Here is a 23195-nt window from a genome sequence, read left to right as displayed (position 1 = left end):
AATAGTCCTAAATGAAAATATCGGTTGTTGACAAGGGTTCAGGCATCGCCCAGCAATTTGCACGGGCAATAGGGGCAAAAACGAGTGGACGGTTTATCTACGTACCCAAAAGCAAAGGAGATGGATACATTACGGGCTTTTCATGGGGAGATCTGCGGATGATGATCCGCAATTACTATTTGCAGGAACCTGTGCTATTGGAGCGGACAAACGAATTGGCTGAGGGACAGGAAGACATCGTGGTACTATTGAGTGGGGTATTTCCGCCCTTGTTGCATGAGCAGGAACAGCTCTTGCCGGAAAGCCCCCACATTATGATTTGCAGGCATGCGGTGTCCGCCATTGCAGAGATGCCATCGCATACCAGTTTTGGCAGCGTTACGATAGTTACTTCGCGCAAGTATCTGCATCAGTTATTCGGACATATAGATCATCCCATAGTGGCTAATGTTTTAGCAGCGAAGGAGAATTTTGTGGTTGAAATGGACATATCACCGGCCATTATTGCCACCGCCAGCGAAATGTTGGGACAGCCCGTGCCTGAAAGTTTGGAAAGTCATTATTACAGGCTGAAATGTGAAGAATTGCTTTGCCATACCTTCGCCCTGCTTTTAAAACGGGAAGAGCTGCCGGCCATCGGCGCCCATATCAACGACATTAAAGCGATCTATGCTATCAAAGCACATTTGCAGGCGCATCTTAGTGAACCGCCCCATATTGCCGAACTGGCCAAACAGGCAAAAATGAGTGAGCCGAAATTACGCCAGTTGTTTAAGCGCACATTTGGGAGAAGCGTTTTTGAATATTACCAATTTTTGCGGATGGAAACAGCTGCCAGGTTATTGAAGGATAAAAAATTAACCGTATCGGAAGTAGGCTACCAATTAGGGTTTACGAACCTTAGCCATTTTTCGCGGGTCTTCGAACAACATACAGGGATGAAACCTAAAAAATATTCCGCCGCTTTTATTGGCATAAAATAACAATTTTTCCAAATGGCCCTCTATCAAGGTGCTCTAGTGCAGTTAAAAACTCTTCCATCGTGTACTGTGAATCAATAATTGGCTTTAATTCCGAATCATCCACAGCGCTAACTAAATTCTCTAAGGCTTTCCGGCTTCCAGTGCCAATTCCATGAATTGTAACATCCTTTAGCATAAGTGGCATTGCTGGCGTGCTCAGTTCAAATCCATCTAACGCGCCTATCTGACAAATACGGCCCCCTACGGCAGCTGATTGAACAGCTTTACTAAGGTGGCCTCCGCCAATAACCTCCAGTACAACATCCGCCCCATAATTGTCAGTTATGGTATAAACTGATTCTAACAGGTTATCATTGGCCTTGTCTATAAAATAATCAGCCCCTGCCGCTATTACCCGTTCTCTGTTTTCCTGACGTCCGGAGACGATCACCCGTGCCCCCCGTACTTTGGCTATCTGTAGACCAAATAGAGCGACACCACCTGTTCCAGGTATCAGCACAATATCATCAGCGCCTACATTGGCCCTCTCAACAAGAGCGAACCAGGCAGTTAAACCTGCACATGGCAAAGTACTGGCTTGCATGTATGTTAAACTGGCTGGAGCGCGAACTAACCATTCTTCTGACAGAACTACATATTCAGAAAGCACACCAGGATAAAAACCTCCCAGAGTACGATAAAAGGGTGTACGTGCATTACCTGGTCGAATGCCATCAACCCAATCAGGCGTAAATGTTGAGATAACCCGGTCACCAGGAATAAAACGGCTCACACCAACACCAATAGCTACTACTTCTCCTGATAAATCGGAGCACGGTGTAAAAGGGAATACAAGCGGTAACCCTCTTCCACTTTCAATTACCATTTTATCACGGTAGTTGAGTGACACAGCTTTCACTTTAATCAATATTTCATTCTTACCTGGATTGGGCACGGCCACCTTTTCCAATCTCAACAAATCTTTTCCTATTCCATCCATCCGCCAACTCCTCATAGTATCTGGTACCATATTCATTTTTTTAGCTCACAAATTTCCATCCCACAAATATTTTGCACAAGAGTGGATAAATTAATCTATCCCTATTGGCTTTCAATAATGCTTACTTTTGTACTATGGCTACAGCGTATGAAAGAAAGATACCCATGTTAGATTGCGGGCATGAATACATTCGCCAGGTGTTAAATGGCCGTTGGAAAATAGCACTGTTATTGCGCATTGCCAATGGGAATAACCGACCAGGCGAGCTGGCGCGTAGTTTACCACAAGCCACAAGAAGAGTATTAGATGTACAACTGACGGAAATGGTAAAACATCAGATAATTACTAAAACAGTGTATGACAAAGAAAAGGTTCAACATGTGGAATATAGTCTAACCGAGCTGGGCGAATCTTTAATGCAGGTAATTGATGTGATGGGTAAATGGGGAGAAGAAAATCTGATACAATTAAAAAAAGTGCTCAATCGGAAGTAAGAGTAGAAATATTGGGATACCTTATGCTAATCGAAATAAAAGGGCTGTCACCTGTATGTTTGAGACAGCCCTGTTCAGTAAAATTTAACTTCTTCAAATACGATTTAAAACAAATCGCAATTGCACTCCCCCCTGCCGATAACCTTTACCACGCAAACTCCCCTTCCTTCCAGAAAAACTTTCCTGTCGGTGCATCATGACCCAGTGTCGCAGATTTTACAATTATACCAACTGCCTCTTCCACTGTTTGTGTACCCTGATATTGATTGAGGTTTGTCGCTGTATAACCCGGCTCAACACTATTTATCTTGAAATTTGTATTCCGAAATTCCTTCGCTAAACTTACGGTAAAGGCATTTAATGCTGTTTTGGAACATCCATAAGCATAAAATGCAAAATCATGAGAATTACTAAAATGGAGAGAACCTAACCCGCTTGAAACATTTACTATTCGTGGTTCAGCAGATTTTTTCAGTAAATCAATAAACTGTTGTGTTGTTTGCACCGCTCCGAAAAAATTAGTCTCAAATACTTTCCGCAAATTGTCCATTTCGTATGTAGACATATTTTGAGGCGTCCCCCCTGAAATGCCTGCATTATTGATTAGCACATCTAATTGTTGTGTTTTTGCTTCTAATTCCTGCTTTGCCGATTTTATTGAATTGATGTCTGTTACGTTTATCTCGATAAACTCCACATTACTAAGCCCTGATTCATTTAATTTTTGCTGTGCCGCAATTCCTTTGGATTTATCACGACATCCCATGTAAACGTAATAACCAAGTTCAGCCAGTTGTCTGGCTGTTTCAAATCCAAGTCCCTGATTAGCACCTGTAATCAGGACCGTCTTTTTTGTTGTCATAATTTTATTATTTAATTGATGACAAAACTAGAAAGCCCTGAGAGAAATAAATGGTGAGGTATTCTGTTTAAATGGTGAGGTATTCTGTTTTTGATTTTCTGTATTTAGAGGGGGTTAATCCTGTATAACTCTTAAAGAATTTGGTAAAATTAGAAGGGTCGTAATCTAAAGTTCTCGCGATTTCGTTGACTGGCTTGTTAAAATCTTCAAGCATTTCCTTGGCAATTTCTACTAACTTATTCTCGTAGATTTCGCAAGGCGATTTGCCTAATACTTCCCTTACAGTGTCGCTCATATGATTAGGAACTATAAACAATCGTTCCGCAATCTCATTGAGTTCAATCGACTTTTCTACTTGTCCCGTTTTTAGTTCGGTTAAATGCTTGTCAAGCTCAAACAAAAACCGATTGGCAATTTCTATTTTTCTGGGTGAGATATTTCTTCCTTTATGCCCCATTTCTTTCATTTTAAAAGTGTCGCTCTAAAATTACCAAATTGTCAAAAAAAACGAACGTAAATGTTATCTGAATGTTTTAGAAGTTGACAATCATTGGCTTAAGACAGAAAATAACTTCCGGCTAGCGTATTCATTGAAAGAACCGGGAAATACCCTATTATTGTCGCGTAAAATGAATAACCCGGCCATTGTTGTTAATGCACATCCGTATCAACAAAATACTAAAGTAATAAACATGAAAAGGCTGATCCTTGCCACTGTAGTTTTGTGTATAGCCCATATGACAGGGTATGCACAAGCGATTGTTACCCATGCGCCCGAAGGTTTTGATATCCTGCGCAGTAATATTGCCCACGGAAAGATTGATACTATCCGTTATTCATCAAAAACCGTAGGTACTACGCGTAAAGCGTTAATCTATACGCCCCCCGGTTATTCTAAAAAAGGTAAATATCCTGTATTGTATCTACTGCATGGCATTGGTGGCGACGAGAAAGAGTGGCTCAACGGTGGCTCTCCGCAGGTGATCCTCGATAACCTGTATGCCGATGGTAAATTAGCACCAATGATCGTTGTCATGCCAAATGGAAGGGCTATGAAGGATGATCGTGCTATCGGCAACATTATGGCGCCTGATAAAATTCAGGCATTCGCTACTTTTGAACAGGATTTGCTGCAGGAGCTTATTCCTTTTGTTGAAAAGCAATTCCCCGTGTTTACCGACAGGGAGCACCGTGCCATTGCGGGTTTATCCATGGGGGGAGGCCAATCGCTTAACTTTGGCCTGGGTAATCTTGATCGGTTTGCCTGGGTGGGCGGTTTTTCTGCAGCACCTAATACCCGAAGTCCTGAATTGCTGATTCCTGATCCGGAAGTTGCGAAAAAGCAGCTGAAGCTACTTTGGATTTCCTGTGGCGATAATGATAACCTGATCAGCTTTAGTAAACGTACACACGACTACCTATATGAAAACAAGGTACCACATGTTTATTATATAGAGCCTGGAGTGCACGACTTCAAAGTCTGGAAAAACGGCCTCTATATGTTTTCCCAGTTTCTCTTTAAGCCCGTTGATCCGTCTACTTTTACGCAATATACCGTACTTGGTTCGCCTGCGAGTACTAATGTACGCAACGCCAGGTTCCCACAGGTACTGCCCGACAACCGTGTCGTGTTTCGTTTGAAAGCGCCACAGGCGCAACGGGTACAAATTGATCTTGTCAAAAAATATGACCTGGCAAAGGATACCGCAGGTTATTGGACGGGTACTACTGATTCTATCGGCGAAGGCTTTCATTACTATTCCCTGCTGATAGACGGTGTTGCCGTTGCCGATCCTGCCAGCGAAACTTTCTATGGAATGGGTCGTATGGCTGCCGGTATTGAGATCCCTTTTGCTGGCGGCGCCTATTACGCTACTAAAGATGTGCCTCATGGCGATGTACGCATAAAACGCTACTTTTCACCTGTCACCAGTTCCTGGCGTCGCTGTTTTGTATATACACCACCTGGCTATGATAGTGCTACAAATCAGCAATACCCGGTACTCTACCTGTTGCATGGCGGCGGGGAGGATGAACGCGGATGGAGTGCACAGGGCAAGACTGACCTGATCATCGATAATCTAATTGCTGCAAAACAAGCTAAACCAATGCTGGTAGTGATGATGGATGGCAATGTATCTACAGAAGGCTTTAATGACCATTCGCTGCAGACTTTTGAAAATGAGCTGATGCACGTTGTTGTTCCTTTTATTGAAAAAAATTATCGTACAATACCAAACGCGGAACACAGGGCGCTGGCAGGTCTGTCTATGGGTGGCATACAAACCCTTTACGCAGGCATTAATAACACTGATCAATTTGCTTACCTGGGCGTATTCAGTTCTGGCTGGTTTGGTGGCAGGCAACCAGCGGCAGAGCAGCAATATGCGTTTATGCAGCAGGCAGCCAGTAAGATCAATAACAACCTGAAGCAGTTCTGGATCGCTATGGGCGGCAAAGAAGACATCGCCTATAATAACTGCCAGAATATGTTGGCGAAGTTTGATGAAATGAAGATCAAATACAAATACAGCGAATATCCTGGCGGCCATACCTGGCCTGTATGGCGAAATAATCTTTACGAGTTTGCCCAACTCCTATTCAAATAATGATATAGCAAGCGGCCCGACGCTGCTACGATACGAGTGTTAAAACCACTTTATAACCCGTTTTTTTCTCCCACCGTGCTATTAGCCATGCAATAAAGCTCAGGGAAAAGATGTCGTTATTTTCCACACTTTCTAACATGCTTAAAACCGTCTTTTGATAGGCCAATTCAAAAATCACGTCGTTTTTTTGCAGGTACTTTTCTACCTGCCTCAGAAATAATAGCACCCGCTCCTCTGCAATTTTTAGCAGATACTTTTTATAACGCCGCCGGAAACTGATTAGTCTTGACATTGCCAGCTCGGTGTTAGAGAACTGTGCATGCACCAAAATTTCCGCCAGGTTCTTTCGAATGGTCCACAACATCCCCATTCTTTTTTCATACCAGGCATCAGTACGCGTCAATAAAGTCAGCTGTTTCAAACAGCGCCGATCATCGCACAGCGCTAAGAACGTGGTCAGGCATATTCTTATATCCTCTACATCTTCCGGTTTAGCTGTATGTTTTATATTAGCCAGCGATTCCTGCAGGATGGAGATTGCGTCGTCGGCAAAGCCAGTATAGAACAGGTTGAGTGCAGCGAGTAATTGATGACGTAAATAAAACGACGCCTGATAGCGGCTATCCATCACCATCAGCTCCTTCATTTCCTTTAGATAGACTGTACTCCTGGCAAAATCCTTTCGCCTCAGGTGGAAATTAGCCAAAAGGTATAAGATGGAGATATGGTAAAAGAGATTGGCTTGTTTTTTATGTCCCCGGTCTTGTATAAATTGATTTGTACGGTTGATATAGCGCTCTATTAATCCATAATTCTGTTGAATGGCCGCATATTCATTAGCAAGGAAAAGGATCTGGTAAATAGACTTATAAGTCATGATTTCCTGAACGGCAATTTTGTACTTCCGGATGGTGGTTATCATCAGGGAGGTTAAATTGACGATCTTTCCCTCCAGGTGTATTTCCTTCAGTTCCTGCCTTAAAAATGCATAGGCCATATTAAGCTTAGCCTCGCGTTGCATATACGCCTGGTTTTGGAGAAAGCGTGTGGTCAACACCTCAAGGTCTTCTGCCCCTGGCAGATGAGCATACTGCAGCTTTAACAGCAAGAGCTCATTCAGCAAATTAAATTGCTCCGACTGTTCAGCCAGTCGTTCAGCCTTATCTAAACATTTGAAAGCAATTTTGACCACATCATTTTCTAATAAAAAACGACTCACCACGACCAGGCGCAGCGCATCATAAGTGTCAGAATGAGTGCCTTCGAAGGTTTTCTGCGATAAGAATAGCAGCAGATTATCCTGCAGCCTTTTGCGTAAAGCATGGTATGCATCCTTATTTTTTTCCGATTCATAGAGGCTATTTAAGCCATCTATATCGTCAGTTTCTAACAAATCAAGCAATTGCAGATTTTTCACATCAGGTCTTTTGTTTTTCCGATGCAAAAATTGTCTAAACAGTTGTTTTTCAGATGAATTGAGTAAATTTATTAATTCCGAAAGCGAGTCCATAAGGCGAAATAGGCACTATTTATAATGTGCTTAAAGGTACAAATTGAAAATTATATCGTCAGTTATTTACACAATCTACCTTTTTCAGGTCTGCTTTACGGCCGACATTTGTTTCATATTACACTAAACCAAAATAATATGGAACCGCTACTTCGCAGAACAGAAGAAAATATACCCAACATAAAACAGGGTGAGAATGCCAGAAACCCATTTAAACCAACTGGCGCATTTATAGGCGCTTCCTGGTTTGCCTTAATGATAGGAGCCATAGGCTATTGTATTGGCTTATGGAATGCCAATATGCAATTGAACGAAAAAGGCTACTATCTGACTATTTTATTGTTTGGCTTATTCTCTGTAATCTCCGTACAAAAAAGCGTCAGGGATAGGGCTGAAGGCATTGCGGTTACGGATCTATACTACGGCCTGAGTTGGTTTGCCACCATTGCGGCAGTACTGTTATTGACAATCGGTCTCTGGAATGCTAATATGGCGCTGAGCGAAAAAGGGTTTTACGCTATGGCATTCTGCCTGAGCATGTTTTCATCCATTGCTGTTCAAAAGAATACCCGTGACTCAAAGTTGGCCGGGGAGAAAGAAGTATAACGTAGCGGTTATGGCCCCTACCCTGACAGCTGGAATAATTAGTTCATCAATTGAACGAAGATCTAAATTCCAGTGGTGTCACACTAGTTTTATTCTTAAACAACTTATTAAAACTTTGCGAATGCTCAAAGCCTAGTTCAAAGGCAATTTCACTAACCGAAAGATTAGTGGTTATCAATCTTTCCTTCGCTTTTTCAATAAGTTTTTCATGAATAAGCTGCTGGGTGTTCCGGCCAGTTAGGGTACGGGCCATATCGCTTAAATAGCGCTGAGATACCTTTAATTGTTCTGCTAAATCTTTCACTACAGGCAAACCATTCTGCATTGCTTTTTTTTCATCGAAATAGTTATTGAGTAACTGATCCAAACGATTTAACAGGTTGCTGTTGGCCGGTTTCCTGGTAATGAATTGCCTTTCGTAAAAGCGATTGCAATAGCTTGACATTAAGTCAATTTGGGCCAATACAATCTCCTGTGTTATTCTATCAATATGTTCACACTCCTGTTCTATTTTACGAAACAGATCCAGGATATCCTGTTCCTCACGCGCAGAAAGGTGCAATGCCTCGTTTATAGAATAATCAAAGTACCCAAAGGTAAGTATCTTATGTGCTAATGGATTTTGTAGCAGAAAATCAGGATGCAGTAATAATACATACCCTGTTCCAGGTGCTTTTTGTACCGGCATCACGTGCGACTGCAATTGCCTGGGAGCAGTGAAGCTCATTACGCCCTTGTCAAAATCATAATAGCTTTGCCCATACTTACCTTTGGCCTGAACATTCCTTTTAAGAGAGATTGTGTAGAAATTCAAAAAGTAACCTTCCCAAACCACATTATTCACTGGTCGTATGTCTTCTACATGCACCACGCTCACCAGCGGATGTAATGGATCGGGCACAGACAATAGCCTATGAAACTGCGATATGGAATTAATCATCTGCATAGTTACTAAGTTACGCCAAAAGATATTCTTTATAAAAAGGGATCAACTGTGCCAGTGCTTCTCCCATAGCATCAGGCTGATCGTATAAATCATAATGACTTGCCCCTTTTACTACGTGAATTTTCTTATTGGCAGAGGCAGCTTTGTTGAACAATTCAAAACCATCACGATAGGAACCGAAAGCCCCCACTTTATCACCAACAATCACCATTAATGGCTGCGTAAGTAAAAACTCAGCAAGGTGAAAAGCGTCAAAGGTGATCAGATTCGCCAAACTTGTGAAAAGTAATTTATTACATGATGTAGGATACTCCCCACGCGACGTTCTGTAATAGTCTATAGCTTCCAGCATATCAAATTCATCCATACCGGCTAACTTCGCAGCCTCCACCGATGCAGGTGTCCAGTTCGTAATCAAAGCAGCTGCCCCATTAGCCTCCGCTGTTCGCTGCCTGGATACAGCTTCCAGCGTCTGCATAAATGGCGCTTCGCGAAAAGCGCGACTGGCATTGGTACCAACTACTGTTCCTACGGCTTTGAAACGTCTTTCTGTCAGTGCCGCATTAGCTGCATAACCGCCACCGGCACAAATACCTAACACGCCAATGCGGTCATTGTCTACATAATCCAAAGTCGTTAAATAATCTACTGCACAACGAATATCTTCTACACGAGTGGCAGGGTCTTCCAGGTAACGAGGCTCACCTCCGCTTTCTCCTTGAAAAGAAGCATCAAATGCGATGGCGACAAACCCTTCGTTAGCAAGTTTGGCTGCATACAAACCAGCCGTCTGTTCTTTAACGCTGCTTCCCGGATGTACACACACAATGGCGGCATATTTTTTTGAAATATCTACATCTGCTGGCAAGTAAAGGTTGGCAGCCACCTTCCAATCCCTATTGCTAAATGTTACCTTTTTCATAATATTCTTTAAAAGTTGATAGCACAAAGTTAGAACCGCATCGCGCTATAACTGTTTCCAGTTTGGTCTTTCTTGTAGTCGATTTGGTTGGGAATGAAAAAGGTTAAGAATTAGAAGCTGAACTGAACGAATTTTACAGTTAAGTGCAAAAACTCCACGGGCAGGTAGTCAATATTCTTTGACTACCTGCTGCGGGAATTATATAAGTGGTTGTATTTGAAAGATAAGATGAGATCTTACTTTGGCAGAGATCAGATACAGGAGAAACACCCAATGACTCGCATTAACTGTTGAAGTCAATGGAAAAAACAATTCAGGGACTGGTCCCTAATCGCAAAAAGGATAAAGCGGGCAGAGTTTCAACTTAGCTTTTTTGATAGATTCATAGCTAACTTCATACTCTTCAGAATTGTTGATTTTAGGCGTCTGTGCACCTTTGATTTCTGTTAACAATGCCCGGTAGCGTTCAAGGATCTTCGCCAGATTTTTACTTGATCCATCTTGCTGGTAAGCGGCTGTGGCTTTCTGCGCTAAGAAATCAAACCCCTTATTCGCGTTGTCGTTAATAGCGACATTCGCCAATATCTCACGTTTGGCTTCAGCCAGCTTTGCATTCAATGAATCTTTGGATTGTGCTTTTGTTTGCAGGCAGAAAAGCAGCAGGAATCCACATAATAGTTTGTACATTTTCATAAGATTTAGTTAAAAAGGCATTTAATCCCGAAGTCGTAAAAATACCAACTACCTGGTAGTTTTACAAATAGCTACATAACTTATTAAAGATCAGTACCAACTGGCTCAAAAACGCGCTAACCGTTAAAAATAGCAATAACCCCTACTCTCTAATAGTTGTCTTATCCTCCATTGATAGCCGTGCAATTTCATCCTTGCGTTTAAAACTCACACCACTATGTCCCTTCATATAATTAAATAATTCTTTGGTCGCCCGCACCATTTGAGGAGTGCCACCGATACGATCATGAAAACTGATAGACATCTGTCTGCGGTTATTTGCTGCTTCTTCGTATAACTGATCAAATTCCATTTTCACCTGGTTTAAGAATTGTTCTGTCGAAAAATTTTTCCCCTCGATTAAAAGGATATCGTTACACCGTAGCGTGTAAGGAACTGTTACAAAGTCCTTTCCGTTTACCTTTTGTATAAAAGGCTCATCACGGCTCAAGTCGTCAATATGGTATATAAATCCTAATTCCTGTAAAATCTTTAGCGTATTTTCACCCCGGCGAAGCCAGTTTGCATTATAACCCACCGCAGTAAATCCTGTTACCTGTTTAATTGCATCTACCCCGTCTTTGATGAATTTTTTCTCTTCTTCATACGACATCGTATATTGGGTTGACCAGTTCATACCATGTGCTGCAGCTTCATGGCCCCGGTCAACAATCTCCTTTGCGAGCCCGGGATTTTTAAGTACAGCACTACCTACCATATGCGAAGTAACTTTGACACCTAATTTGTCCCAATTGTCCAGCATGCGGGGAATGCCTTCTTTATATCCATATTGATACCAGGTTTCAGATGGCAGATCCCTGTAACCTTTCTGCATATTTTGAGGAAATGGACTTTCTGCATTTTCAGGTTGCCCGCCAGCTTCGAACTGCATAGAAACCGAAATCACTAACCTGGAACCATCAGACCATCCTGATCTTTTGGGTCGGGGGGCAGCATCTGAATTTGTTTGTGATTGTGCCACTGCAGAAAGCGGAACCGCCCCGGCCAGCAAACCTGCGGTTGTAAGTAATCCGCTTTGTCGGATAAATGTTCTTCTACTATTCATAATGCTATTATTTGCTCAATAATTTATCAAGAGAAATATTGTTGCTGGCCACAAACTGCAACAGCAGAATGAGCACAAGGGCATGAATGATCTGAGACGGAAGAGCTTCCCAGTTTTCAATCATACAAGTACCAAATATTAATAGCAACATCACAATGATGCCCGCCAGAATAGCTTTGCCGGAAAACAAGCCCAGCATCAACAGCAAACCGATTGTAAATTCTGCTATTGGTAACACATAACTAAAGGGCCTGACAAGGTGTAGAGGCAACATTGATTTTGCAAAGGCACCGGTCATCCATTGGCTAAATCCTACAAGTTTAGGTAGCCTAACTAATCCGTGCCCAAAAAGGCTTACACCAGCCACCAGGCGCAACAGGAGATAAGATAAATCAGTCATAATATAATTTTGGTACAAATTTCCACTAAAAAGAGACTTCAAAACAAGGATATATACAGGAAAAAATTGTAAAATTACGGGTGTGGAGACAAAGAATTTATATACTACCTACGATCTGGAATTATTAGAAACTTACAATTACAGTGCACGAACACATAAAAATACCTTTTTCGAGATGGTATTTGTGCTCGATGGCACCGGTATACAAGTAATCAATGAGCATCAACTTCCTTATGCACCTAATAAGTTGTTTCTTATTTTTCCGCAGGACCAACACAGTTTTCAAGTTGATGCTTATAGCCGGTTTTTCTTTATCCGATTCAGTAATGACTACCTAAGGCTACAAACGAGTCAAAACATAAAGGATTTGGAATATATTTTCAATAGCTATAATCATTTGCCGGGATGCATACTAAAAACTATTACTGATAAGCCTTTCATCAGAGCTGCCGTTGAAGCATTGATCAGGGAAAAAGAAAGCTCATCTCCCCACCAGGAGCAGATTACACAACAACTTATCAATACCATTATAACTTTTGCGGCCCGTAACCTTACCTTACAGGAAATAGAGGTTTTTAACGGCAATAAAACCAATGTAATGCCGGTAATAAATTATCTGCACCAGTTTATATTTCAACCTGAGAAATTAAAAATTGAACAAATTGCAGCAAAATTCAATCTTTCGCCCAATTATATCAGTGAATATTTTAAAAAACATACAGGTGAAACCTTACAACAATACATTATGTTGTATAAAATAAAATTAATTGAAAGCCGCCTGCGGCTTACTGATATGCGAATAAATGAAATTGCCTTCGAATTTGGCTTTACCGATCAGAGCCATTTGAATCGCATATTTAAAAAGTACAAAGGGGTGGTACCGTCTGTATATCGTAAAGATCGCAATCCGTCACATTATTGAACACATTTAGTATTTTCGCATAAAGCTAACAGACCTCAAAGCATCTAATACTAAAGCTGTAATCATGAATAGTAACAACTGGCCGGTACTTAAATTTGATAACTGGAAAGATACATTGGCTACTGTTCACTTGTGGACACAGATAGTAGGTAAAATACGTCTGCGAAAAATGCCCTGGTTAAATCACTCATGGCATGTAACATTGTATGTAACGCCATCCGGCCTAAGCACAGGAAGCGTACCTTATCAATATGGTATTTTTCAAATAGACTTCGACTTTATACAACATCAGCTGATCATTACTACCAGCACCGGTAAAAAAGAATCACAGGCACTTCAGCCGGGAACAGTTGCCAGTTTTTACAAGTCGCTCTTTGAAAAATTAGCCGCGCTGGAAATTGATGTAAATATTATCACCACTCCTTGTGAATTAACGAATGCTGTTGATTTCGAACATGACGAAATTCACAAATCATATGACGCACAACGCATGCAGCAGTACTGGTATGCACTTGTAAAAGTACATAATGTATTCACAAGGTTCAGGTCCCGCTTTATAGGCAAATGTAGTCCCGTACATTTCTTTTGGGGCGCCTTTGATCTGGCAGTCACCAGATTCTCCGGGAGGGATGCCCCCAAACATCAGGGAACAGCACCAAATATGCCAGCAGTGGTAATGCAGGAAGCTTATTCCAAAGAAGTAAGCTCCTGTGGATTCTGGCCCGGCAACGAACAATATCCCCATGCTGTATTTTATGCCTATTGCTATCCTGCCACTCCTGCATTCAGTGAATATAAAGTTCAGCCTGAAAGCGCATTTTATAGTCAGGAGATGGGAGAGTTCTTATTACCTTATGAAGCTGTACAACAATCAGACAATCCGGAAGAAGTTTTACTTTCATTCCTTCAATCTACTTATGAAGCAGCTGCCAATACCGGCAACTGGGACCGAAAAGCATTGGAATGTGATCTGTCGAAGTTTGAATTAGCATATGGATGCCATCGGAATGACTAAATCATCAAGGCACCTCACAAATAAAATGAGGTGCCTTCGCCACATCATTGCGCCACCTTAATATACCCCCAACCTTCATGCTGCCGGGTAACAATTTCATAAATAGCATCTGGTACAACAGTCACACCAGGTAACAATTCGCTTTGATCTATATTTTTCCTCTTCAGCGTAAAAGCGCAAACTTTGAATGTAGCTTTCTTTTCATTGATCAGCTCTTCTATTTCTTTTGCAAATGCAGCGTTTTCTTTACATACCATTTCAATCCCATCACTATACATTGCTACTTCCAGTTGAGCATCCGGTCTTTCCTGAATGATACCTTTGATCTGGCGTAGCACCGTTGTATAATTCGCCGGATCTTTGCTGGTAAGATCAAAGACTACCCTGTAAGGCACTTTCTGGGAATAAGCAAATACATTCCCGGCAAGTAAAAAGAGTAACAGCATTATCTTTTTCATACGTCGTATTTTTAAAATGATTGTTTACGAATGGCTTTCTGAATAGGTTGGAAGGGGCCATATTTATGCTGTAGCGCTGGAAAGGTATCCGCAAAAGGACCGAAGGGATGATCAATTGGTTTTGTATAAATATTGGGCCAGTCCCGTGGATATTTTTTCTCTGGTCGTTTTTGCGACACAATAAAAGCAGCCACATTCCAGGCATCATTATCACTGAGCAGCGGATTATTAAAAGGCATATTCCGCCTGATAAAACCTGCCATTTTTGTAATACGATAAAGACCTGCGCCCGTATTGAAACTGCCATCCCCCCATAAAGGCGGGTACTGATAACCCACCATATTTTTCTTTCTTTGCCCCTCTCCATTTTGCCCATGACATTGCACACAATATTTCATGTAAAGAATAGCTCCTTGCTTTGGATCGGCAGCCGTGTTTAAGAAAGGCAGCTCTTTAATGCCGCTTCCCGGAGGCGCTTTATCTCTTGGAAGCCCCTGGCCCAGCCATCGCATATAAGCGATCATAGCCCGCATTTCGCCACTGTTACTATCTATAGCAGCACCGTTCAGGCTGCGTTCCAGGCAGTCATTGATCTTTTTTTCAAGAGATTCAATAGTGCCGCTTCTTGCCCTGAATTTAGGATAAGTAGCATATGCTGCCCCGAAGTTATTGCCCCATGGCAGGGTACCAGCCGCAAGATGGCAGTTCTGGCAGTTCATACCATTGCTGTGTTTTCCGAGATACAGTGCCGTATTTGCTATTAGCTCCCGGCCAAAGCGGATCTGCATGCCTTCCGCGGTGAAAGGCAATGTTGAAGTGTCAGGAGCCATCCATAATACAGTAGATAGCTCTTTATCCCTTTTGCAATATTGTAGCAATACAAAGACAAGGGAAATTCCCGACAGCAAAATTTCCTTCTTTTTCATGGCTCCTAGCCCGCATAGCAGTATCCGCAGCCCTTTTCCTGGGCGCGGCCTATAGCCCATACACCTGATGGCACCACATGTATTCCTGGCAATACTCCTGCCAGCCATTCAGCCTTCACCGTAGCAGGATCAAGCCCCATATTAGTGGCAACGGCTGCACTATACACGGTAATGGCCATATTACATACACAGAATATCACTCCGTCTTGTTGTAGCTGATCAATGCCGATATCCACCGGCCCTACCCCAGGTACTACAAAGTCATTGGGTTTCGGCTGCCAGAACGGATTTCTTAATGATGCTGCTTTTGTAGCCGGATCATCGAATTTGAATACTTCCCCGAATTTATACTTCGGCCACAATGTATTCTCCATGGCAAATGGAATGGCTTCATGCCTTAATACGACGACCACAGAACATTCGTTTGCCGGAGTACCGGTAGCTGCATTGGTGAGCAGGAAGACTTTAGGCCACGCAAATGGGAGTATTTCGTTTGGCCGGGGAACATCTAATAACAATTTGTGCTTTCCCGTGATCTTTTTGAGCCAGGCTTCCGGCTCTTCTTTGTTTGAAGGTAGTCTTGATGCTGCTTCCAGATGTAAGGGGCCTGCAAATGATGCCAATCCCAGTGATGTTGCTCCCAATGCCAATTGTCCCAGAAAATCCCGACGTGAGTTGCGCGGATCATGAAAGAAATGTGACATATTGTAAAGTTTAATTGGTTTACATATTCACTAATTGGAGGTCTTTCATGGAAGGAAGAAGTGTGGGTAGGGTTAACGAAAAAAATAAGCAGGTATCGGAGAGGATCTACTATAATTCAAAAATCCAATACCTGCCTTAGCCCGGTGGATGGACAGGTTCCGCCTCTGGTGAGGAACCGGGAAAAATGAACATTTAGTCTTGTAAATTTCGGGAAACTTTTAATGCTAACAATTAAATATGAGGCCATTAACAATCCATTAATAAAAAAAGGGCATCTCATTTTATGAATGAGACACCCTTTTTCTATTGCTTCCCAAACACCCATCATTCCCTCTTCTGCACCAACTTCACCGGCCCTAACAATCCCGACAACAACAACGGTGAATCTTTCTTATAAAACGGCATGGTAGTATAAGTGATCTTATTCGTAACTCCCGGCTGCTGATCGCCTATCAATCTATTCACCCAAAGATTAGTCACCTTAATTTCCAGCTTATTCTCCCCCGGGTGCAACGCTTTACTGATCTCCGCTGTAAACGGCGCCCGCCACAATATCCTTTGTCTGTTCCCATTCACGATCACCTCGGCAATATTCTTTACTTCTCCAAGATCTATCCATATTTCCGATCCGTTATTGATCCAATCCCCCGGAACCGTTATACTTTTGGTATAAGTAGCCGTTCCTGAAAAATACCTGATACCCGGATCACCCTGCTCTGTCCAGGATTGCAGTTTATTCACCGTAATACCATTACCTGCACCTCTACCCGGCTGGAAGGTAAGCTGCCAATCCCCTTCAATGGGAATGGATCCTTTTTCTTTCTTCTGCGGCGCCGTAAATTCCTTTTGTTCTGAACTTTGCCTGAATACAACAAAGTAGGCTTCATGAGGTTCCATATGCAGGGGAACAGTAGTCACGTCATTTTCATACCTGTATGAAGCCTTTTCCATCCCCCCTGTTTCCGGGCGCCATATTTCCGCCGTCTTTCCACTCACGCGGAATTGGGCGCTGAGGTCTTCATAGCTACCACTTTGATTACTGATCCAATAAATGTCAGCATCGCCGATCTTCCTGTGCACAAACGCCACTTTGCTACCCCCGGTCCTAAAGTCAGGAAGCACATTTTTTTCCGTAAGCGCCTTTTCCAGCGAGCTTACAACATTCGGGTTATTACTATCCCATATCTCCGCTGCTATCGCTTTAAATTCGCTTTCCTGATCCGCCAGACCCGGTGTATTTATCGGTTTGGCACCTACCACCACTGCACCTGCCTTTACCAGTTCCCGGATCTTTCTCAATACCTTCAGGCTCATGTACCGGGCATTATCACCCAATACCAGTAGCTGATAACTCATACCAGAAGGTGTTACCAGCTTCCCTGCGTTTACAGCTACCAAATCCGTGAGGGCGTCTGAATTTATAAAATCATACTTGTATCCCTGGGGAATAGCAGGCAGACTGTCTGCATACAGCGTGGTCAGGTTATTATCCTCTCCATAGAAAAATAATATATCTGCTATGAACCTTCCCTGTTGCAGCAAATAGCAGCTCCGGGCCAGGTAATCCATCCAGGCACCAGCTTCCTCCGCCCAGGTTTCATGCCTTGTAAACCACTGGCCAAATGGCCCCAGTCCTAACCCGGGTATTTTATCATCCACAGGCTGGTGCACCGATGTATGAATAACAAAACGGTTTAACCCACTGGCCAGTTCCATATCTGCTGTAGGCTTTAATCTTTCAGGAGAGAACGCCCACGTATTCCCGATAGCGGTCATTGACTCTGCAGCTACGAATTTTTGCCCGTACAGGTGCGATACGGATGCTGACTCCATAATATCCGTCTGGAATTTTATTGCCGGGCCGTTTTCTTCAGGCCCGCCTACTCCGCCTGGCGTCCACATGGCTGACATGGGAACATCTGCCGTGCTTTTCACCGCCATGCCATCACCAATGAAAGCCCTGTCTGCTTCGTGCGACTCGGAATAACGTCCTATTTTCCTCGCATGCAGCACGGCTGTCCATACATCGTAATGATATTCTTTCACCATCTCGGCAAGTGTAAGCCTGAAATCCCACAGGAATTTATCGCTTGCCGCCGCACTTTGTACAATCCTGCCTGTAAGCACCGGCATCCAGGGAACCATGCTATACCCGCGGCGTTTGCTGAACTCTTCCATCATCGCGTCTGTCCAGTTTTGCGTACCAGCTTCCCAACTATCGGTCACTATATATCTCAGTGCATGTTCGCCCCCTATCAGGTTGCCTGAGGCGTCTTTATACTGGTCCAGGTAATTTTCAATATATGCTTTCACTGCATGTGGGTCCAGCTTATCCACTTCCAGTCCTGTAGCCTCCGGAGAAGCCGGATGATTCTGCCTGCCGGTCAGGGAATACCCAAAACGTACTATCACCCAGTTCCCCTCCGGAACCTTCCATTCCAGGCTGCCATCTGCTTTCATTGCAGCTGTCAGGTCTATAACGTTCTTCGTATTGATCACATCCGTGGTTTGAGGGGTAGGCGTATTGTAAAGGCTTTTCAGTGCTTTATTTATTGCAAAGCCTGCCTTTTCTTCAAACTTGTCAACCGTGACTATTGTGCCGAAATTGATCTCGGCCACATCCGTGCCCTTCACTTCAGGAACCGGGGCAGGAATGCCTAATAAAGCGCTTATAGGATTGGGCATAGGTGCTTCTGTGAGAAAGTTAACCCTGAAATACCTGCCGGTAACAGGTTCAAACGAAAACGTGGTTTGCGCTACCCTGCCCAGCGGCAGGTCCATTACTTTCCTGAAATCCTTCCCATTGTTACTTACTTCAAGGTATCGTGTTATTGCGGTTTCGCCCATAGAGAACTGGGGCTTTATACCACCACCGGCTATATTCAGCGATCTTATTGTTACAGCATTCTCAAAGCCAAACTGGATCCAGGCATATTCGCCCACTTTTTTGGGTGGCAGATAAGAAGTGGTACCCACATCTCCGTCTGTCAGTTGTGATAACGTGAATTTTCCACCGCTGGAAGTGATCACCGGTTTCAGACCTTTAAGAGGCAGGTCCTTATCGGCTGCCTTATAAGCGATCACCGCAACGTCTTTATAATATTCCGGGGATTTGGGCATCCCGGAGGATAAAGCCAGTTCAACCTCCTGCGGTGCTCCCTGGAAAGTGCCGCTTATAACCGGAGGATGGGTGAGTGTTCCCTTAAAAGGCCGCCCACCTTTTAATCTTGTTTCAGACCATACATATTTTTTCATACCGTCTTTTGCGGGCACCCAGGGGCCACCACTTTCACTCCATCCCGGCGATCCGGCAATAGCCATTTCAAGGCCCAGTGAATCTGCAAGGCGTGTGGTGAAATGAAACGCATCCTTCCATTCCGGCGTCATATACTCCAGGCGTTTTGCCACCACCTGTGGAGTGGCAAGGCCGGCATCAAAATTCTGGAAGCCACCAATGCCCACACGGTTCATCCATTCCAGGTCTTTTCGTATACCGTCTTTAGTGATATTGCCATTCATCCAGTGCCACCATACTCTGGGACGGGCACTGTTAGGTGGGTTAAGAAAACCACGGGAAAGGGTATCTGAAAGGTCCTGGCCGTTGACTACATCCATACAGCCCAGCACCATTACCCAAAAAATTATAGTTTTCATAATTTAGAATTTATACGTTGCAGTCAGGAAATAGGCCCTTGGCTGAATAGTCAGGATAGAAAAGGTTGCATTAGGATTGGCCGCCAGTGTTTCAGGCAGAAAACCCTGCCGGTCCAGTGATGCCGGGAACCCGCCGGGCGCCTGCCAGCCCATCACTCCCTTTCCGTTTAGCAGGTTATTGATATTCGCACTGATCTTGAAATGCTTATTGATGTCATAGCCCCCGCCCAGGTCAAATTGACTGAAACCTGGAAGCGTAAATGTATTGGGCACATTTGCAGGGCGATCTCCCATATATTTCCAGTTAAGAGATGCATAGAACCTGCCGTTGGTATACGAAGGCGTAAGGTTAAACATCACTGAAGGATTGTTGTCTGCCTTGTTACCTGAATAATCGATGGTCACATCGTCATCAGGACCACTGTTACCTACCTTCCATACTTTCCATTCCTTGGCCGTAGCTTTCTGAAGGGTAAGCACTCCTCTCAGGTTAAAATGCGCTGTAATGGAATAATCAGCTTCCAGCTCTACCCCGTAAGTTTCCATCTTATTCAGCACAACAGGAGTATTGTAATAAGTTCCATCTGTATTCTGTGCGGTAGTCTGCGTAGCTATATTGCTGAGCAGGCTGTAGAAAGGTGTCAGTGCAAAACGAAGCGCGTCGAAGTTTGCCTTGAACCCCATTTCAAGTTGCTTCAGGTCCTGCGCCTTGGGGTTCAGGGTCTCAACGGTGAACTGCGTGGTGGCACTGTTATAATACAAAAGGTCCGGGGCCTTTTTACCATTGGAAAACCTTGTGTATAGCGCATACTGGTCGGCGAACTTATAATTGAGGGCTGCCGAATAAGAGAACACAGACACCGTTTTGTCATAGCTCGCAGAAGGGCCTGTCTGGGTATAGTAATTATCATACAGTGTCAGCGCATCGCCGTCAACTCCGCCTGTGGTCGAAGCGGTGCCTGCTACGGAGAAGGTATTCGTACCTTTTACATGCATATTATCGTAACGTACACCCCAGTCCAGGTTCAGCTTTGGTGTGATCTGCCAGTTATGCGCAAAGAAAGCCGCCAGCTGCGTTTGCGTTACCACATTCCTGGTAAAGCTGGTGCGTCCCATACCGGCAGCGCCTGTAGGATCCGTTACCTGGTACACATTGCCGTCATTTTCTGTAAGGGTTATACCAATAGGGTGCGGGTTGTTCTCAATAGTGCCATAACCTGCCCCTGCAAGGCCGGCAGTGGCATCAACACTTGAGCGTGCAAAATAGCTGCCTGCCGTAAAGCTCATATTGTTCAGCTTCTTGTTGATCGAAAACTGGTCAAAGACTTCGTTCACCTTATTCCTGTTAAGGTACAACCCTTGCAGCATCAGTGAATTGGCCTGTACATCCTGCCCTGGAATAGCATTGCTGCCGGTCAGGGTATAAGTGCCATTGTCCGCTATCACCTTCGCTATCTGGCTGCCGGTAGTCAGATCAGTGAACGTATAGGTCCCATTCCGCCCCAGGGTATTTGCAAAAAGATAAGGATACACACTTTCAATCCCTACAGTAGTTATAATAGCCCCTGTGTTCCAGTTGGTAGATTTGTTGGAGTATTTAATATTATTATTGATAGCCCAGCCTTTACCTAATTGCTGGTTCCAGTCTATACCGGCTGATGCTTCTTTGGCATGCGCCAGGTCGGTAACATCAAAATGCTGATCATAACTGGAAGAGTTGTAAGGATAGGAAAACTTGAAATTCTTATTGGGAATATAAGTGTCAGTATTTTTTACACCGGGGGCAAACTGCGGATTCTTAAAGTTCACCGCCGGCGAAAATTCAAACCAGGAGTTATGGTCGTTCAGGTATTTGGCATAGAATTTAACGGAACCTGTTTTGTATTTTTTCACAATATTCGCCTTGATCTGTCCGCCGTAGTTCACCGGATAACCTGGATTTCTTGCCCCCATATCATAACGGTAAAATCCGCCAATGTTATAGGTCCAGGATTTATCTTTAAGCGGACCGCCGAAACTAAGATCTGCCCTGTAATATGGATTGCCGTCACCCTCTAAACCCAGCTTCAGCCGGGCTTCTCCACCAAATTTTTCTGCCCCGGATTTCGAGAGATAATTGAATATACCGCCCGGCGCATTTGGTCCTGTGATGGAAGCAGAACCACCGCGCACAGCTTCTACTTTGGAGATGGTGGCATCTGCACGCAAAAAATAATCAGGGCCAAAATTGCCGTAAGTTACATTGGTCACCGGTAGACCGTCTTCCTGCATGGACACATAATAATATCCACGGTCGCCGTCAGAAGAGTTGGCAGATACTCCCCTTGAATAAACCACATTCCTTATTTCGCCCAGCGATGAATTGACAAACACACCGGGAACATTTTTCAAAAGGTCTGCCGCGCTTACCGGCGTTTGTTTTTCCAGCTGGGCCGTAGAAATGCTCGATATGGCAATGGACGAAGACATCCGTGTTCGCTGGTCAAAGACGCCTGTCACAATTACCTCTTCTATCTGCTTCGTATCATTTTTCAAGGTTACTTTTACATTTTGCGATCCGGCGTCTGTGGTCGATATTCTTATTTCCTCATTCGTAAACCCCATCGAAGAGATCACAAGCGTATAGTCGCCCGGCTTCACACCTTTGATATTAAAGCTACCGTCAGTACCAGTCACAGCTCCGGCACCGGTTTCCTTCACTTTAACCGTAGCGCCTGGTATTGGTGCACCATTCGCATCCGTTATTTTCCCCGCCAGGTTTGTTGTGGTATCTGCCACGTAGTAAAAGGGTAGTATGTAATTTCCCCTACTGTCTTTTTTTTTGATCTTGACTATTCTTTTACCGCTATCGATCTCATATTCCAACGGCTGCCCTTTCAGGCATTCATTCAGCACCTGCTCAAGCGAAGCGTTCCTGATGTCAATAGTTACAGGCAAAGCAGTTTTCAGTTCCATAGTGCCACACACAATAGAAATATCCGCCTGTTTTGATATTTCTTCAAAAACATTCTTTAACTGCGCATTCTTTACAGAAAGTGTGATACCCTGCGAAAAACTTTTTGCACTTACCTGCGCTAAAGTAACGAGCATCAAAAAGGTGGTCAGTTTCATAAAGTGGCGTATTTCCCTTTGGTTCCTTAATGTATTTACAAATACATCAAAAGCCGGTTTATTCCGGGGGGAATAATTACTGGTTAAAAGCCCTTTTACACGCAGGACTTTTCTCAAAAAGTTAAATTTCATACATTTACAATGTTTGGTGATTCTTTAATCTAGGCATGGATTAATCATGAACATCCAGACTACAACCAGGGGTGTTGCAAGCGCTCCTGGTTATTTTATCCGGCAGTTCTTCAGAGGTATTATGTTTTCATAACTGTGGTTTTAATTTAGTACGTTACAGGCA

General features: G+C 43.6%; 20 protein-coding genes. 6 read left to right on the top strand and 14 right to left on the bottom strand.

What is annotated here, in order from left to right; translation table 11 throughout:
* The first annotated feature begins 11 nt into the window (after positions 1-11).
* Positions 12-983, top strand: a complete 972-nt coding sequence (locus tag ABDW16_RS20975) for an AraC family transcriptional regulator (protein ID WP_343672438.1) — start codon at positions 12-14, stop codon at positions 981-983.
* Here ABDW16_RS20975 and ABDW16_RS20970 read toward each other — a convergent pair.
* A complete protein-coding gene (locus ABDW16_RS20970; protein WP_343672437.1) occupies positions 967-1992 on the bottom strand; it encodes an NAD(P)-dependent alcohol dehydrogenase in 1026 nt (341 codons plus the stop codon). The two genes, ABDW16_RS20975 and ABDW16_RS20970, sit on opposite strands and share 17 nt — an antisense overlap.
* Positions 1993-2096: 104 nt before the next feature.
* Between ABDW16_RS20970 and ABDW16_RS20965 the strand changes: the two genes are divergently transcribed.
* On the top strand, positions 2097-2456 hold the full coding sequence (locus ABDW16_RS20965) for a helix-turn-helix domain-containing protein (protein ID WP_343672436.1): 360 nt from the start codon (positions 2097-2099) through the stop codon (positions 2454-2456).
* Between the two features lie 145 nt (positions 2457-2601).
* Here ABDW16_RS20965 and ABDW16_RS20960 read toward each other — a convergent pair whose 3' ends face one another.
* Together ABDW16_RS20960 and ABDW16_RS20955 are read right to left on the bottom strand one after the other, a co-directional pair.
* The gene (locus tag ABDW16_RS20960; protein WP_343672434.1) at positions 2602-3318 is read right to left on the bottom strand and encodes an SDR family oxidoreductase; all 717 of its coding nucleotides are present in this window, start codon (positions 3316-3318) and stop codon (positions 2602-2604) included.
* 67 nt (positions 3319-3385) lie between these two features.
* A complete protein-coding gene (locus tag ABDW16_RS20955) occupies positions 3386-3775 on the bottom strand; it encodes a helix-turn-helix transcriptional regulator (protein ID WP_343672432.1) in 390 nt (129 codons plus the stop codon).
* A 235-nt stretch (positions 3776-4010) separates the two neighbouring features.
* Here ABDW16_RS20955 and ABDW16_RS20950 point away from each other — a divergent pair, with 235 nt between their 5' ends.
* Positions 4011-5927 (top strand): alpha/beta hydrolase-fold protein, encoded by a 1917-nt coding sequence (locus ABDW16_RS20950; RefSeq protein WP_343672431.1) that lies wholly within the window; start codon positions 4011-4013, stop codon positions 5925-5927.
* Between the two features lie 25 nt (positions 5928-5952).
* Here the strand turns inward: ABDW16_RS20950 and ABDW16_RS20945 are convergent, their stop codons facing one another.
* Positions 5953-7344 (bottom strand): hypothetical protein, encoded by a 1392-nt coding sequence (locus ABDW16_RS20945; protein WP_343672430.1) that lies wholly within the window; start codon positions 7342-7344, stop codon positions 5953-5955.
* Between the two features lie 231 nt (positions 7345-7575).
* Here ABDW16_RS20945 and yiaA point away from each other — a divergent pair, with 231 nt between their 5' ends.
* The gene (yiaA, locus tag ABDW16_RS20940) at positions 7576-8043 is read left to right on the top strand and encodes an inner membrane protein YiaA (RefSeq protein WP_343672428.1); all 468 of its coding nucleotides are present in this window, start codon (positions 7576-7578) and stop codon (positions 8041-8043) included.
* Positions 8044-8089: 46 nt separating this feature from the next.
* Here yiaA and ABDW16_RS20935 read toward each other — a convergent pair whose 3' ends face one another.
* The 5 genes from ABDW16_RS20935 to ABDW16_RS20915 form a co-directional block, all read right to left on the bottom strand.
* Positions 8090-8989 (bottom strand): helix-turn-helix transcriptional regulator, encoded by a 900-nt coding sequence (locus tag ABDW16_RS20935; protein WP_343672427.1) that lies wholly within the window; start codon positions 8987-8989, stop codon positions 8090-8092.
* Positions 8990-8999: 10 nt separating this feature from the next.
* On the bottom strand, positions 9000-9911 hold the full coding sequence (locus ABDW16_RS20930; protein ID WP_343672426.1) for an alpha/beta hydrolase: 912 nt from the start codon (positions 9909-9911) through the stop codon (positions 9000-9002).
* A gap of 327 nt (positions 9912-10238) precedes the next feature.
* The gene (locus ABDW16_RS20925) at positions 10239-10598 is read right to left on the bottom strand and encodes a hypothetical protein (RefSeq protein WP_343672425.1); all 360 of its coding nucleotides are present in this window, start codon (positions 10596-10598) and stop codon (positions 10239-10241) included.
* A 148-nt stretch (positions 10599-10746) separates the two neighbouring features.
* Positions 10747-11709: a polysaccharide deacetylase family protein gene (locus ABDW16_RS20920; RefSeq protein WP_343672423.1), complete on the bottom strand. Its 963-nt coding sequence runs from the start codon at positions 11707-11709 to the stop codon at positions 10747-10749.
* A 7-nt stretch (positions 11710-11716) separates the two neighbouring features.
* The gene (locus tag ABDW16_RS20915) at positions 11717-12109 is read right to left on the bottom strand and encodes a DoxX family membrane protein (RefSeq protein WP_343672421.1); all 393 of its coding nucleotides are present in this window, start codon (positions 12107-12109) and stop codon (positions 11717-11719) included.
* A gap of 82 nt (positions 12110-12191) precedes the next feature.
* Here ABDW16_RS20915 and ABDW16_RS20910 point away from each other — a divergent pair, with 82 nt between their 5' ends.
* Entirely contained in the window at positions 12192-13031 is an 840-nt protein-coding gene (locus ABDW16_RS20910; RefSeq protein ID WP_343672420.1) for an AraC family transcriptional regulator, read from the top strand.
* Between the two features lie 64 nt (positions 13032-13095).
* A complete protein-coding gene (locus ABDW16_RS20905) occupies positions 13096-14046 on the top strand; it encodes a DUF5996 family protein (RefSeq protein ID WP_343672419.1) in 951 nt (316 codons plus the stop codon).
* A gap of 44 nt (positions 14047-14090) precedes the next feature.
* Here the strand turns inward: ABDW16_RS20905 and ABDW16_RS20900 are convergent, their stop codons facing one another.
* The 5 genes from ABDW16_RS20900 to ABDW16_RS20880 all read right to left on the bottom strand — a co-directional run bounded on the left by ABDW16_RS20900 (position 14091) and on the right by ABDW16_RS20880 (position 22900).
* The gene (locus ABDW16_RS20900; RefSeq protein ID WP_343672418.1) at positions 14091-14504 is read right to left on the bottom strand and encodes a DsrE family protein; all 414 of its coding nucleotides are present in this window, start codon (positions 14502-14504) and stop codon (positions 14091-14093) included.
* Positions 14505-14515: 11 nt separating this feature from the next.
* Complete coding sequence (locus ABDW16_RS20895; RefSeq protein WP_343672416.1) at positions 14516-15430, bottom strand: c-type cytochrome; 915 nt, start codon at positions 15428-15430, stop codon at positions 14516-14518.
* A 5-nt stretch (positions 15431-15435) separates the two neighbouring features.
* A complete protein-coding gene (locus ABDW16_RS20890) occupies positions 15436-16134 on the bottom strand; it encodes a twin-arginine translocation signal domain-containing protein (protein WP_343672415.1) in 699 nt (232 codons plus the stop codon).
* 325 nt (positions 16135-16459) lie between these two features.
* On the bottom strand, positions 16460-19789 hold the full coding sequence (locus ABDW16_RS20885) for a glycosyl hydrolase (RefSeq protein ID WP_343672414.1): 3330 nt from the start codon (positions 19787-19789) through the stop codon (positions 16460-16462).
* A gap of 3 nt (positions 19790-19792) precedes the next feature.
* The gene (locus tag ABDW16_RS20880; protein WP_343672412.1) at positions 19793-22900 is read right to left on the bottom strand and encodes a TonB-dependent receptor; all 3108 of its coding nucleotides are present in this window, start codon (positions 22898-22900) and stop codon (positions 19793-19795) included.
* Between the last annotated feature and the right edge of the window lie 295 nt (positions 22901-23195).

Source organism: Chitinophaga sp., from assembly GCF_039596135.1.
GTDB lineage: Bacteria > Bacteroidota > Bacteroidia > Chitinophagales > Chitinophagaceae > Chitinophaga.
Note: the sequence above shows the minus strand (reverse complement) of the source record. Positions and strands in the feature narration are given on the sequence as shown.